The sequence below is a fragment of the Naumannella halotolerans genome (genome assembly GCF_004364645.1).
Classification (GTDB): Bacteria; Actinomycetota; Actinomycetes; order Propionibacteriales; family Propionibacteriaceae; genus Naumannella; species Naumannella halotolerans.
Genome location: NZ_SOAW01000001.1, coordinates 2,009,031 through 2,022,607, shown reverse-complemented (window position 1 = coordinate 2,022,607; position 13,577 = coordinate 2,009,031). Strand labels below are relative to the sequence as shown.

The 13,577-nt window shown below is 69.4% G+C and carries 16 protein-coding genes; 13 read left to right on the top strand and 3 right to left on the bottom strand.

All coding sequences use genetic code 11. The annotated features are described in order from the left end of the window. Positions 1-27: 27 nt before the first annotated feature. Positions 28-1,101, top strand: a complete 1,074-nt coding sequence (locus CLV29_RS09405) for an alpha/beta fold hydrolase (RefSeq protein WP_133754635.1) — start codon at positions 28-30, stop codon at positions 1,099-1,101. A gap of 124 nt (positions 1,102-1,225) precedes the next feature. On the opposite strand, the gene CLV29_RS09400 is transcribed toward CLV29_RS09405, so the two are convergent. Beyond that, the gene (locus CLV29_RS09400) at positions 1,226-2,356 is read right to left on the bottom strand and encodes a glycosyltransferase family 4 protein (protein WP_133754634.1); all 1,131 of its coding nucleotides are present in this window, start codon (positions 2,354-2,356) and stop codon (positions 1,226-1,228) included. An 88-nt stretch (positions 2,357-2,444) separates the two neighbouring features. After that, positions 2,445-3,020, bottom strand: coding sequence for a TetR/AcrR family transcriptional regulator C-terminal domain-containing protein (locus CLV29_RS09395; protein ID WP_166649200.1), 576 nt, complete (start codon positions 3,018-3,020; stop codon positions 2,445-2,447). A gap of 129 nt (positions 3,021-3,149) precedes the next feature. Between CLV29_RS09395 and tsaE the strand changes: the two genes are divergently transcribed. The 8 genes from tsaE to CLV29_RS09355 all read left to right on the top strand — a co-directional run bounded on the left by tsaE (position 3,150) and on the right by CLV29_RS09355 (position 8,317). Then, entirely contained in the window at positions 3,150-4,121 is a 972-nt protein-coding gene (gene tsaE, locus CLV29_RS09390) for a tRNA (adenosine(37)-N6)-threonylcarbamoyltransferase complex ATPase subunit type 1 TsaE (protein ID WP_208292822.1), read from the top strand. Next, positions 4,114-4,800: a tRNA (adenosine(37)-N6)-threonylcarbamoyltransferase complex dimerization subunit type 1 TsaB gene (gene tsaB / locus CLV29_RS09385; RefSeq protein ID WP_133754633.1), complete on the top strand. Its 687-nt coding sequence runs from the start codon at positions 4,114-4,116 to the stop codon at positions 4,798-4,800. Before tsaE ends, tsaB begins: the two co-directional genes overlap by 8 nt. A gap of 104 nt (positions 4,801-4,904) precedes the next feature. After that, positions 4,905-5,330 (top strand): GNAT family N-acetyltransferase, encoded by a 426-nt coding sequence (locus CLV29_RS09380; protein WP_133754632.1) that lies wholly within the window; start codon positions 4,905-4,907, stop codon positions 5,328-5,330. Beyond that, a complete protein-coding gene (gene tsaD, locus CLV29_RS09375) occupies positions 5,323-6,366 on the top strand; it encodes a tRNA (adenosine(37)-N6)-threonylcarbamoyltransferase complex transferase subunit TsaD (protein WP_133754631.1) in 1,044 nt (347 codons plus the stop codon). The genes CLV29_RS09380 and tsaD overlap by 8 nt, the downstream gene beginning before the upstream one ends. A 211-nt stretch (positions 6,367-6,577) precedes the next feature. Further along, complete coding sequence (locus CLV29_RS09370; protein ID WP_166649199.1) at positions 6,578-6,946, top strand: TadE/TadG family type IV pilus assembly protein; 369 nt, start codon at positions 6,578-6,580, stop codon at positions 6,944-6,946. After that, on the top strand, positions 6,943-7,395 hold the full coding sequence (locus CLV29_RS09365; RefSeq protein ID WP_133754629.1) for a pilus assembly protein: 453 nt from the start codon (positions 6,943-6,945) through the stop codon (positions 7,393-7,395). The genes CLV29_RS09370 and CLV29_RS09365 overlap by 4 nt, the downstream gene beginning before the upstream one ends. 44 nt (positions 7,396-7,439) lie before the next feature. Further along, positions 7,440-7,811 carry a pilus assembly protein TadE gene (locus CLV29_RS09360; protein ID WP_133754628.1) on the top strand — a complete coding sequence of 124 codons (372 nt, stop codon included), beginning with the start codon at positions 7,440-7,442 and terminating at the stop codon, positions 7,809-7,811. A gap of 71 nt (positions 7,812-7,882) precedes the next feature. After that, a complete protein-coding gene (locus tag CLV29_RS09355; protein ID WP_133754627.1) occupies positions 7,883-8,317 on the top strand; it encodes a Fur family transcriptional regulator in 435 nt (144 codons plus the stop codon). A 68-nt stretch (positions 8,318-8,385) separates the two neighbouring features. On the opposite strand, the gene CLV29_RS09350 is transcribed toward CLV29_RS09355, so the two are convergent. Continuing rightward, the gene (locus CLV29_RS09350; RefSeq protein WP_133754626.1) at positions 8,386-9,135 is read right to left on the bottom strand and encodes a sulfite exporter TauE/SafE family protein; all 750 of its coding nucleotides are present in this window, start codon (positions 9,133-9,135) and stop codon (positions 8,386-8,388) included. Between the two features lie 98 nt (positions 9,136-9,233). On the opposite strand from CLV29_RS09350, the gene CLV29_RS09345 reads away from it, so the two are divergent. The 4 genes from CLV29_RS09345 to CLV29_RS09330 all read left to right on the top strand — a co-directional run bounded on the left by CLV29_RS09345 (position 9,234) and on the right by CLV29_RS09330 (position 13,570). After that, complete coding sequence (locus tag CLV29_RS09345; RefSeq protein WP_133754625.1) at positions 9,234-10,388, top strand: class I SAM-dependent methyltransferase; 1,155 nt, start codon at positions 9,234-9,236, stop codon at positions 10,386-10,388. A gap of 227 nt (positions 10,389-10,615) precedes the next feature. Further along, the gene (groES, locus tag CLV29_RS09340) at positions 10,616-10,909 is read left to right on the top strand and encodes a co-chaperone GroES (protein WP_133754624.1); all 294 of its coding nucleotides are present in this window, start codon (positions 10,616-10,618) and stop codon (positions 10,907-10,909) included. Positions 10,910-10,924: 15 nt separating this feature from the next. Further along, positions 10,925-12,526 carry a chaperonin GroEL gene (gene groL / locus CLV29_RS09335; RefSeq protein ID WP_133754623.1) on the top strand — a complete coding sequence of 534 codons (1,602 nt, stop codon included), beginning with the start codon at positions 10,925-10,927 and terminating at the stop codon, positions 12,524-12,526. A 138-nt stretch (positions 12,527-12,664) separates the two neighbouring features. Further along, positions 12,665-13,570: a TIGR01777 family oxidoreductase gene (locus tag CLV29_RS09330; RefSeq protein WP_243831814.1), complete on the top strand. Its 906-nt coding sequence runs from the start codon at positions 12,665-12,667 to the stop codon at positions 13,568-13,570. Positions 13,571-13,577: the final 7 nt, after the last annotated feature.

Sequence of the window (13,577 nt, the reverse complement as noted above, 5' to 3'; positions counted from 1 at the left end):
TCGTGAAGGTGGCAGGAGAGGAGTCCGATGGGTGACCGCGGTGACAGGTTCGGCAAGCGCCGGCGTTCGATGCCGGTACGGCTGGTCGGAGCCTGTCTCGTCGCCGCCGGAGGCGCGGTCACCGCCGCCACCGTGATCACCCGACGGCGGTTGCGCGGATTGGACCGCTCCAGTGAGGAGTACTTCGGGCTGCACTCCGACGCGACGACGATCACCACCCCCGATGGTGTCGACCTGCATGTCGAGATCGACGAGGCCCCTCGCCACCCCGACCGACCGACGGTGGTCTGGGTGCACGGGTACGCCCTGAATCTGGACAACTGGTTCTTCCAGCGGCGACGCTTCCTCGGGAGGTATCGCAGCGTGTTCTTCGATCAACGCTCACACGGGCGATCCCAGACCTCGGCTCCGGAACTGGACCGGGTACCGCAGCTGGGTGCCGACCTGGAGCAGGTGATCACCGCCACCGCCGCCGAGCGACCGATCATCCTGGTCGGACACTCGATGGGAGCGATGGCCATCCTCCACCTGGCCAGACGTCGACCCGAATGGTTCGGACCGGGGAGGAAGGTACGCGCGGTCGGACTGCTGAACACCAGCTCCGGACAGATGGCCAAGATCTCGATCATCCCCGGTGTCCCCGGTCCGATCTTCAGCGCGGTGGTGCCGCGGCTCGCCGCGGTCCTGCGGCGGGCGCCCGGTGTGGTCACCGCAGCCCGTAGCCGAGGCAACGATGTCGCCTATCTGGCCACTCGGAGGATCGGTTTCGGTACCGACCGGGTGCCCGAGCGCAAGATCGAGTTCGTGAACGCGATGATGCAGCGGTTCCCGTTGGAGAACGCCGCCGACTTCTATCCCGCCTTCACCGAACTGGACGAACACGATGCGCTGCCGATCATCTGCCGGGTGCCGGTGCTGATCGTCGGCTCACGACGTGACCCGATCACGCCTTACGCCCACACCGAGGTGCTGGCCGAAGCGATTCCCGAGGCCGATCTGCTGATCTTCGACGGCGCGGGTCACCAGACCATGATCGAGAAGGACACCGAGGTGAACAACGCCCTGGAACGCCTGTTCGCCAAGGCACGCCGGACCGACTGAACACCTGCTCGACTGCTGTCGGCGAGCGTTCCGGTCCACCGGCATCTCGGCAGGCGCCGACCCTGCCGACGCCGGTGCCTGCAACGGGTCCGTCGCTGCACGGATACCCAGCCGTGCGGTCGGCTCAGCGGATCCTGGTCGAACGGTGCTCCGAGATCGCCTCGGCGTAGAAGGTGAGCAACTGCTCACACATCAGCGGCCAGGTGCGGTGTTCGACCGCCGCCCGGGCGTCGGCGCCGAAGCGCGAACGTTTGTGATCATCACCGAGCAGGTCACGGGCACGGGCGCGCAACTGGGAGAGGTCTCCGGGTTCGTAGAGCCAACCGGTACGACTGGAGTCGATCAGGTCCAACGGTCCACCACGTGCCGGGGCGATCGGTGCGACCCCACTGGCCTGGGCCTCCTGGATGGTCTGGCAGAAGGTCTCCAACTCACCGGGATGGACGAACAGGTCGAGGGAGGCCATGGCCCGGGGCAGGGCCTCACCGGTCAGCTGCCCGAGGAACCTCGCCCGCGGCAAGGCCCGCTGCAACTGTTCGCGCCGCGGCCCGTCACCGATCACCACGGTCCTCGTCCGCGGCAGATCGGCCAGCACGGCCAGATCCTCGATCTGCTTCTCGCTGGCCAGCCGGCCGACATAGCCGATCAGTCGTTCACCGTGGGGTGCGTACCGGCGGCGGAACGCCGGGTCACGTTTGCGGGGGTCGAAGCGTTCGGAGTCGACACCGCGGCCCCAGATGCCGACCCGTTGCACCCCGATGTCGGTCAGCTGTTCACGGGCGTACCGCGATGGCGCCAAGGTGAGCGTGGCGAGTTGGTGCACCGTGCGTACCCATCGCCACAACAAGGGCTCGGCCTGCGGCAGACCGTACCGGGCGGCATAGCTGGGGATCTCGGTCTGATAGATGGCGACGCTGGGCAGTCCCAGTCGCCGGGCCACCAGCAGGGCCGAGTTGCCGATCACGAACGGCGCCGCGACATGCACCACGTCGGGGGCGAAGGCGGCGAGTTCGCGCTCGAGCACCCACTGCGGGGTCGCTGCCACCCGCACCGAGGGATAGCCCGGCACCGGCACCGACGGCAACGACACGACCCGGAATCCGGCATAGCGCCGTGGGGTACGCCCGGTGGTGGCCGGGGCGAGCACGATCGCCTGGTGTCCGCGATCACGCAGGTGCTCCAGCAACCGGAGCACCGAGTGGGTGACCCCGTTGATCTGGGGGAGGAACGATTCGGCCACGATGGCAACCTTCACATCCACCACCTCACCCGACCGGATCCGACAACCGACGTCAGCCAGCCGACAGCTTCACCAATTCGAGATGACGACTCGGCAACACCGTTCAGCGCTGGGTCGTCGAGACCCGATTCTGCATCCCGTCGATGATCAGTTCCAACCCGAGGTCGAAACTGTCGCTCACCGCACCCGGGCCGGTGATCCCGAGCTCACGGAACTGCGCGCGTGACTGCCAGGCCATCGTCTGGCCCAGGGTGAAATGGAGCACCGTGTCGGCCGCGGCGACAGCGTCGCCGGCCGACATCCCGGCCGCCACCAGCAGACGACCCAGCGACGCCGCCGGCGCCAGGGCGTCGGGATGATCGGCATCCACCGGATCGGCCAGCGCCACGGCACTGGCAACCAGTTCGGCACCGTCGCGATGTTCCAGCAGCCGCGACCGCAACGACCGCGCCCACTGCCCGACAGCACTCTGCCACGGCCCGTCGAGCGGTTCGGGGTCACCGACGATGCGCCGGGCCAGCCCGATCAGCAACTGCTGCTTGTTGGCCACATGCCAGTACAGGGCCCCCGGCGCCACCCCGAGACCGGTGGCGATCCGGCGCATGGACAGGTCGCCCAGTCCGTAGCGGTCCAGGATCTCGAGGGCACTGCGCTCGATCTCATCGGCAGTCAGAGGCATTTGGCCCACATGCTGCCACGTCGGTGGCCGCGGTTCTGGTCGGCGGCTCAGCTGCGTGCAGTTTCGGGTACCTGCGGCCGCTGTTCGTACCTCGCCTGCCGGGGCTGCCGCGCGCACTACAATCGTCCGGTGCCCGAAGACAGTTCGACCACCCCGGAGATCGGCCGGTCCGGTCTGCAGATCGCCGAGGCGGTGCCGGCCGACGCCGCCGACCTGGTGTCGGTGATGCATGCCGCCTTCGCCGCCCGTGGACCGGTCGACCCGCCGCCGGCGGCGCTGTCGGAGACCCCGCAGAGCGTCGCGGCCGCCCTGGCCGAGGGCAGTGGGGTGATCGCCCGGGTCGACGGCCGTCCGGCAGGCGGGATCGTCCTGGCACCGACCCCGGAGGGCGAGGTTGTCCTCACCCGGGTCTCGGTGCACCCGCAGTTCCAGGGTCACGGCCTGGCCTCGGAGATGGTCGCCGGGGCCCAGGGCCTGGCCGCCCGGGCGGGGTTCCGCTCTGCCCGGTTGTTCGTCCGATCCGAGTTCCCCGAACTGGCCCGATGGTGGCAGCGGCGCGGGTACCGGCTGGCCGAGGAGCACGCCGACGGCGGGGTCTGGGTGACCGACCTGCCGGTGGCGATCCGCGTACCGAATGCCGAGGCGATGAAAGCCCTGGGCCGGGAACTGGCCGATCTGGCCGAACCCGGTGACGTGATCATCGCGACCGGGGGGCTGGGTGCGGGCAAGACCACCCTGACCCAGGGGATCGGTGACCGGCTCGGTGTCGGCGAGGACGTCATCTCGCCGACCTTCGTGCTGTCCCGGATCCACCGCACCGGGCCCTCGCATCCGGATCTGGTGCATGTCGATGCCTACCGGCTGGGATCGGCGGCCGAACTCGACGATCTGGACCTGGAGGCTTCTCTCGGCAGTTCGCTGACCGTGATCGAGTGGGGACGGGGGCTGGCCGAACAGTTGGCGCCACAGCGGCTCGAGCTCGACTTCCTGGTCGAGGCCGATGACTCGCGTACCGTCCTGGCCGAACCGGTCGGACAACGCTGGGACCGGCAGCGATTGCGCGACCTGGCTGCCCGGATCGGTGAGGCCGAACATGTCTGAACCGACCGGTTCACGCCGCAGGGTCGTGCTCGGCATCGACACCTCGGTTGCGGTGGCCGTGGGGGTCGCTGTCGATGGGGAGGTACGGGCGACGCGCTGGCTCGACGATTCCCGGCAACATGTCGAACGGCTGACGCCGCTGATCGCCGAGGCGCTGGCCGAGGCCGACGTGACCGCGGCCGATCTCGACACCATCGTGGTCGGCATGGGGCCGGGGCCGTTCACCGGACTCCGGGTCGGGATCGCCACCGCCCTGGCGCTGGCCGAGGCCGTCGGCGCGCAGGTCCGCCCGGTCTGCGGACTGGATGCGGTCGCGGCCACGGTGATCGACCCGCCGGCCGATTTCCTGGTCCTGGCCGATGCCCGCCGCAAGGAGGTCTACTGGGCCCGCTACGGTGCCGACGGGGTACGCCTCGAGGGGCCTGCCGTGGGGCCGGCCGACGACCTGCGCGAATTGCCGGTGACCGGGCCAGGGACAGCACTTGCCCCACAGCGGCAACCGGTTCCGGGCGGACCGGTGAGGATCGATGCCGGGGTGCTCGCCCGGATCGGTGCCGAACTCCCCGAGGTCGGGCCCGAACCGCTCTACCTGCGCCAAGCCGATGCCGTGACCCCCACCAGTCGGAAATCGACGCTGGTCAACCGCGCCGGTCGGATCCGTCTGCGAGGTCCGCAGTGAACCCGAGCGCACCGACGAACCCGGGAGTACTGCCGAACCCGGTCGATCCACAACGGACCGGACTCGCAACCAGGGCCGTCGGCCCGAACGATCTTCCGGCCCTGATGGACTTGGAGCTCACCGGATTTCCCGCGGCCCAGCGATGGTCCGAACGTGCCTGGTCCGAGGAGGTGGACGGTGAGGACCGGCTGGTCCGCCTGGCCGAGGCCACCGGCCCGTCGGTGGCGGGGGTGATCGCCATTCGGATCAGCGATGTCGCCGAACTGAATCGGATCGTCGTCGATGTCGATCACCGACGTCAGGGCATCGCGCAGTTGTTGATCAACGAGGCGGCCGGCCGGTTGCCGGACACGGTCGACGAACTGTGGTTGGAGGTGGCCGCCGACAACCTGCCCGCCCGCAAACTCTATGCCGGGCTCGGATTCAGCGAGATCGGGAGGCGTCGCGGTTACTATCCCGGGGGCATCGATGCGGTGATCATGAACCGACCGGTGTGCGATCGAACCGGAACCGGGAGGGAACATGGGTGAGCCGCTGATCCTCGGCCTGGAGACCTCCTGCGACGAGACCGGGGTCGGGATCGTCCGCGGCGGTGAACTGCTCGCCAACGAGGTCGCCTCCTCCGTCGACGAGCACGTCCGTTTCGGTGGAGTCGTCCCCGAGGTCGCCTCCCGTGCCCATCTGCAGGCGCTGCGCCCGACACTGCAGCGGGCGCTGGCCGCCGCCGATGTCGATCTGTCCGAACTCGACGGGATCGCCGTCACCGCCGGTCCCGGTCTGATGGGTGCGCTGGTGGTGGGCATCGCCGCGGCGAAGGCGCTGGCGCTGGCCACCGGCAAACCGCTGTGGGGGGTGAACCACCTGGTCGGTCACGTCGGCGTGGACATCCTCGACCACGGTCCGCTGCCGGAACCGTCGATGGCGCTGCTGGTTTCCGGTGGCCACACTTCATTGCTGCGGGTGGACGATCTCACCCGTTCGATCACGCCGATCGGCTCGACCATCGACGATGCCGCCGGGGAGGCCTACGACAAGGTCGCCCGGGCACTGGGGCTGCCGTACCCCGGTGGTCCGGTGATCGACGCAGCCGCTGCCGAGGGTGACCTGAAGGCGATCCGGTTCCCTCGCGGCCTGACCTCGCGGCGCGATCTGGAAAGGCACCGTTTCGACTTCTCCTTCTCCGGCCTGAAGACCTCGGTCTCGCGCTGGGTGGAGACCGCCGAACTCGAGGGCAGGGAGATCCCGGTGGCCGATGTCGCGGCCGGTTTCCAGGAATCCGTTGCCGATGTGCTGACTGCGAAGGCGATCGACGCCTGCACCGAGCAGCAGATCTCCACCCTGGTGATCGGCGGTGGGGTGGCTGCCAACTCGCGGCTGCGGTCGCTGCTGGCCGAACGGGCAGCCCAGGCAGGGGTGGAGGTACGCCGGCCCCGTCCCGGACTGTGCACCGACAACGGTGCGATGATCGCCGTCGTCGGCGCCCGGCTCGCCGCCGCCGGCATCGCACCCTCCGGTCTCGACTTCGGCGCCGACCCCGGGCTGCCGGTCACCCGGATCTCCATCTGACCCGACTCGTCGCGGCGGGGCGACCGTCGGCCGACCGGGTGATGCACGGCGGGGCCGCGGTGACGGTGATCGTCGTGGCCTGGGCCGCACCCCGAGTATCACGCAGGTGAGGGGCCGGGTCGGTTCGCCGAATCCCTGTTCACAACTCGCCGGATCCATGGACACCGCGGCGTCCTCGGGGGAGACTCGATGCACCGGCGAGGGAGTCACCATGGGCAGACGCAATGAACGCGGTCTGGCGCACACGGTCGAGGCCAGCCTGCTGTTGCCGCTGCTCCTGCTGCTGGTGATCGGTCTGGTCCAGCTCGCGGCGTTCTGGCATGCGCGCAATGCCGCCCTCGCCGCCGCCCAGCTGACCGCGGAGCACAATCGCGGCCACGACGCCGCGATCACCACCTCGGCCGGTGAGCGGATCGCCGAACGCGGCGGGCTGGAACACGCCAGCATCGAGGTCCAGCGAGGGGTCACCGAGGTACGGGTCACCGTTCGGGGCGTCGCCCCGTCGGTGGTGCTGCTTCCCGGAGTGGGTGTGATCAGCGAGACCGCGACCATGCCCCGGGAACGGGTGGTCGGCCGATGACCGGCACCCGGCTCGTGCCGCGATCGAAGCGCCGTCGAACTCAGCGCGGTTTCGCCCTCTCGACCGAGGCGGTGATCCTGCTCCCGGTCCTGGTCGCGCTGCTCGCGATGGTGGTCGTCTGGTCGCGGTACGCGCTGGCCACGACGGCGGTCGAGGCCAGCGCCGGTTCGGCCGCCAGGGCGGCCTCGCTGGCCGGCAGCGCGGCGATCGCCCGGGCCGATGCGACCTCGGTGGCGCAGGCAAATCTCGCCAGTTCGGGGCTGCGCTGCGAAGGCGTCACGGTCGTCGTCGACACCTCGGGTTTCGCCGTACCGGCAGGACAACCCGCCCAGGTCCGGGTGAGTGTCGCCTGCCGCTTGCGGACCGCGGATCTCGGGCTGCCGCTGGGCACGGTGATCGTCGAGCAGCAGGGAGCCGCGGCCCTGGATCGGTACCGGGGGCGGGAATGAACCGCCGGAGCAGCCGGTGGCGACCGGTTCGGGATCAGCGCGGTATGTCGGCCAGTGTGCTGCTGGCCTCGTCGATGACGATGGTGGTGTTGTTGCTGGGGCTGGTGGTCGACGGCGGCCGGCAGCTCGCCGCCCAACAACGGGCCGAGGCGATCGCCCTGCAAGCAGCGCGAGCCGGTGCCGATGCCGGTGCGGCCGGCAGTCTGGTGGGTGCGTTCGACGCCGCGCGGGCCGGCCATGCCGCCCGGCAGGCACTCGGTGATGCCGGAGTCGAAGGCCGGGTGAGCGTCGCCGATGCCCGGATCCGGGTCGTCACCGAGGTGAGCTCACCGACGGTCTTCCTCGCTGCGATCGGTATCGGTTCGGTCAGCGCGGAAGGTCGGGCCGAGGCGGCCTTGTTGCCCCGGACCCCCTGATCGGCCGGTCACCCACGGTCGGACACTCGGAGGCTGCCCTCAGATTGGAGTGATTCCAGTTCGGGCGTACCATGGAGGGCGTGGACACAGCAGCGATTCTCCGTGACGCCGGCCTTCGGGTGACCGGTCCGCGCGCTGCCGTCCTGCAGGTCCTGCACGATCAACCTCACCAGTCGGTCGACGAGATCCTGGCCACGGTCCGTTCGCGGACCGCCGTCTCCACCCAGGCCGTCTACGACGTCCTGCGGGTGCTGCACGGTGCCCGGTTGGTCCGCCGGGTGGAACCGGCGGGTTCGCCTGCGCGGTACGAATTGCAGACCGAGGACAATCACCACCACCTCGTCTGTCGCGGCTGCGGCACGATCGTCGACCTCGACTGCGAGATCGGCACCGCACCCTGTCTGGGACCGGAACAGACCCCCGGTTTCGTGATCGACGAGGCCGAGGTGACGTTCTGGGGGTGGTGTGCCGACTGTGCCGCCGACCGAGCGGCCGCCGTCGGCTGATCACGGGCCTCGGCTGATCGCAGGCCTGAGGTCGCAGGCCCCGGGATCACAGGCTCGGATCACAGGCCTCAGATCGCGATGAAGCCACGTACCGCGGCCACCACGCCACCGATCAGGGCGATCGCGACCCCCAGCCCGCGGGCCACCGCGACCGGGGTACGGCTGTGTAGCACCCGACCGATGAACACCCCTACCGGGACGGCCGCCAGCAGGATCAGGGTCGCCCACCAGGCGGGCAGGCTGGTCAGCGGCACGGCACCGGTTCCGGCCTTGGCCACGAGTGAGGCCACGTTGGCGACCAGGAAGGTCGGTTGCAAGGTGGCGGCGAACGAGCGCTGCTCCCATTTGATCGCCAGTCCGTAGGCGGTCAGCGCCGGCGCGGCGACACCGGAGGTGGTGTTCATGAAACCGGCCGCGAAACCGGCGCCCATGGCGAGCGGGCGACCACCCCGTACCGTCGCAGTCCGTGCCATCAGGAAACTGACGAACAATGCCAGCAGCACGCTGAGCCCGACCAGCACGTCCAACCAGGCGATGCTGATCCGGTCGACCGCCAGCGTGCCGGCGGCCGTCCCGATCAACAGCAGGGGCGCCATCTGCAGCCACCGTCGCCAGTCCACGTGCTGGTGGGTCGCCAGCATCACCAGGGTCGCCGCCACCACCGCCACGGAATTGCTCATCGTCACCCCGACCAGCGGACCCAGCAACAACGTCAGCATCGGTGCGGCGACCAGCCCCATGCCCATCCCGGCGACACGTTGCAGCGCCGCGCCGAGGATCACCACGGCGCAGCAGGTGATCAACATCAGGGGACTCACCGGGTTCAGGCTAGCGGTCGCCTATCGGCTCAGGGCGGCTGCTCCGTCGGTGGCCCGGTCGTGGTGGCCCCGGTCGTGGTGGCCCTAGTCTCGGAGACATGGATCAGCCCACCGCCGAACTCCTGGTCAGCGAAGACGGCGCCCGGGCCCTGGCGGTGGCCGCCGCGCAGCCCGATCCGACGTCACTGGCTGCGGCCGCGGCCCTGCGTACCCACTTCCCCGCCGATCTGGCGGCTGCGGCATTGCAGCAGATCGCGTTGCGCCGCAAGGGCGAGACGAAACTGGGGCCGCTGGCGCAGCGGTTGTTCCTCACCGATGCGGGTCTGCAACAGGCGACCCGGCCGGTGCTGGCACGGTGGCGAGCCGGTCTGATCGCCGCTGCGGCACCGGCAGCGAAGGTGGCCGATCTCGGTTGCGGGTTGGGGATCGATGCCCTCGCGCTGCTCGATGCGGGGCTGCGGATACGCCCGGTCGAGCTGGACCCGGTGACCGCGGTCCTGGCCTCGGCCAACCTCGGGGTCGAGGTGGAACGGGCCGATGGCGCCGACCTCACCCTCACCGACGAGCTCGTCTACTGCGATCCAGCCCGACGGGCCGGGGCCCGGCGCAGCTGGCGGATCGAAGACCTGTCACCGTCGTGGGCGACGGTCACGGCCCTGCTCGACCGGGCGCCGGGCGGTTGTGTGAAGTTGGGTCCGGGGGCACCCCATGATCTGCTCGCCGACGACTGGCAGGCTCACTGGGTCGGGATCGGCAACGACGCGGTCGAGCTCACCGTCCTCACCGGGCGGCTGGCCGATCCCGGGCGGCGTGCGGTGACGCTGCTGGCCGCCGACGGTACGGCCGAGGAGTTCCGGCCAACCGCGGCCGGCCCGGCTCCGCTGTCGGCGCTGCAGGACCGGATCCATGAACCGCACCCGGCGGTGATCGCCGCCCGGGCGGTCGACAGCCTGGCTGCGGCCCACGGCTGGGCGCGCCTGTCCCCGGGCATCGCCTATCTCACCGGTGAAGGGGAGGGTCGACCCTGGGCACGCAGCTTCCAGGTACGGGAGGTGCTGCCGCTGAAGGAGAAGCTGTTGCGGTCCTGGGTACGGCAGCATCGGATCGGCACCGTGGAGATCAAGAAGCGAGGGGTGGAGGTCGACCCGGCCGAACTGCGTCGTCGATTGCGTCCCCGGGGAACGGGTGCAGCCACGCTGATCCTCACCCCGACCGCGGAGGGTGCGGTGGCGGTCGTGGTGGACCGGCTCTGACGGCTGCCCGGAATGCTTGCCGGTCGTCGATCGTTGCTCGGACGTGGGCTGTGACGAAGGACCTCGATACTTTGGCACTCGGCTTGACCGAGTGCTAATCAGGGCCTAGATTCGTAGTTGGCACTCTCCGTGGGAGTGTGCCAACAAGATCCGGTGGTGGCACCCGCGACGACATCGTCGGGTCGACAGGTAGACAGACACATTCACACCCGTGAAAGGGGTTAGTCGTGGCAACGATCAAGCCGCTCGAGGACCGCGTGCTCGTGGAGCCGCTGGAGGCCGAGCAGACCACCGCTTCAGGCCTGGTCATTCCGGACACCGCCAAGGAGAAGCCGCAGGAGGGCAAGGTCCTCTCGGTCGGTCCGGGCCGGGTCGATGACAAGGGCAACCGCATCCCGTCCGATGTCGCCGAGGGCGATGTCGTGATCTTCAGCAAGTACGGCGGCACCGAGGTCAAGTACGACGGCAAGGACCTCCTGCTGCTCAACTCCCGCGACATCCTCGCGGTCGTCAACAAGTAAGGGGAATCCCACACCATGGCAAAGACCCTTCAGTTCGACGAGGAGGCGCGGCGCTCACTGGAGCGTGGCGTCGACATCCTCGCCAACACAGTCAAGGTGACGCTCGGCCCGAAGGGCCGCTACGTCGTGCTGGACAAGAAGTGGGGCGCGCCGACCATCACCAACGACGGCGTGACCGTCGCCCGTGACGTCGAGCTCGACGATCCGTACGAGAACATGGGCGCCCAGCTGGCCAAGGAAGTCGCCACCAAGACCAACGACATCGCCGGTGACGGAACCACCACCGCCACGGTGCTCGCCCAGGCCTTGGTGCACGAAGGCCTGCGGGCCGTCGCCTCCGGCGCCAACCCGATCGCCCTGAAGCGGGGCATGGATGCCGCCCTGGCGGCTGTCACCGACGAGCTGAAGAACAATGCTCGTGAGGTGCAGACCACCCAGGACATGGCGCATGTGGCCACCATCTCGGCCCGGGACGAGAAGATCGGCGCCCTGATCGCCGATGCCTTCGACAAGGTCGGCAAGGACGGTGTGATCACCGTCGACGAGTCCCAGACCTTCGGCACCGAGCTCGAGTTCACCGAGGGTATGCAGTTCGACAAGGGCTACCTGTCGCCCTACTTCGTGACTGACACCGATCGGATGGAGGCCGTCCTGGACGATCCCTACATCCTGATCTCGCAGACGAAGATCAGCTCGATGAACGACCTGCTTCCCGTTCTGGAGAAGGTCATCGCGGCCAACGGCTCCTTGGTGATCATCGCCGAGGACGTCGAGGGTGAGGCGCTGTCGACCCTGGTCGTGAACAAGATCAAGGGCACCTTCTCCTCGGTCGCACTGAAGGCCCCGGCCTTCGGTGATCGCCGCAAGGCCATGCTCGAGGACATCGCCACCCTGACCGGCGGAACCGTGATCACCTCCGATCTCGGGATGAAGCTGGACCAGGTCGGTCTGGACTCCCTGGGGCGGGCCCGTCGGGTCATCGTCACCAAGGACGACACCACCATCATCGACGGTGCCGGCGATGCCGCTGCGGTCGAGGGACGGGTGGCGCAGCTGCGCAAGGAGATCGAGAACACCGATTCGGACTGGGATCGCGAGAAGCTGCAGGAGCGGGTCGCCAAGCTCGCCGGCGGTGTCTGCGTGATCAAGGTCGGTGCGGCCACCGAGGTGGAGCTGAAGGAGACCAAGCACCGCATCGAGGACGCGGTCTCGGCCACCCGGGCAGCCATCGAGGAGGGCATCGTCGCCGGCGGCGGCGCAGCCCTGATCCACGCTGCGAAGGTGCTGGACAAGACCGACCGGACCGGTGACGAGGCCGTCGGCGTACGGATCGTCGCCAAGTCGGTCGTCGAGCCGCTGCGCTGGATCGCCGAGAACGGTGGCGAACAGGGCTACGTGGTGGTCTCGAAGGTTGCCGAGCTGGGACCCGGTGAGGGCTACAACGCCGCCACCGGTGAGTACGGCGACCTGATCGGCTCCGGCGTCATCGACCCGGTGAAGGTCACCCGCTCGGCCCTGGCCAATGCGGTCTCGATCGCCTCCCTGCTGCTCACCACCGAGACCTTGGTGGCCGAGAAGCCGGAGGACGACGACGAACCCGCCGGGCACAGCCACTGAGCTGACCCGAAACCCGGTGATCCCGGGTGAACACGGCGCATGGCGTCGGACCGCACGGTCCGGCGCCATGCGCCTTTTCCTGTCCGGTCCCTCATCCCGTGGGCCGGCGATGTCGGTCCGGGCACGTAGGGTCGAGCCATGGATGAGCAGCGCACACTGCGGGTGGCCGTGGCCGGTGGTTCCGGCCTGATCGGGACGGCCCTGCTGCAGGCCCTGGGCCAGGCCGGGCACGAACCGGTGCAGTTGGTACGGCATCCGGCCGAGCAGCCGGGGCAGCGCCAGTGGGAGCCGGGATCGGGTTGGATCGACGGACCGGGACTGAGCGACGTCGATGCCGTCATCTGCCTGTCCGGTGCCGGTATCGCGGGCCGGCCGTGGACCGACAGGCGCCGCGAGCTGTTGCGCAGCTCGCGGATCGAGCCAGTCTCCGCAGTGGTCGCCGCACTGGCCGACGCACCCCGGTGCCAGACCTTCCTCTGCGGTTCGGCCGTCGGCTACTACGGCACCGCCGGTGACGCCGAACTGACCGAGGAGCATGTCCGGGGCGAGGGATTCCTGCCCGACCTGGTCGAGGAGTGGGAGCAGCTGGCCGCAACCGCCCCGAACGGGGTGCGGGTGGTGTCGCTGCGGACCGGCCTGGTGCTCTCCGGATCCGGCGGGCTGCTGGGCTCGCTCGCCCCCATTTTCCGGCTCGGTGCCGGCGGACGCCTGGGGTCGGGTCGGCAGTGGATGCCGTGGATCTCCCTGGCAGACCATGTCCGCGCCCAGGTGCATCTGCTCGGCTCCCAGCTCTCCGGGCCGGTGAACCTGTCCGCCCCGACGCCGGTGACGAATCGGGAGTTCACCCGTACCCTCGCCGCGGCGGTCCACCGTCCGGCGATCATCCCCACCCCGTTGTTGCCGATCCGGGTGCTGATGGGCACCGACTTCGTCGACGAACTGCTGCTGGCCTCGCAACGGGCCGTACCGGCGAAGCTGCTCGCCGACGACTTCGATTTCGGCGACACCTCGTTTGCCGAAACGGTCCGGGCAGAGGTCGGCTGAGCCGGGA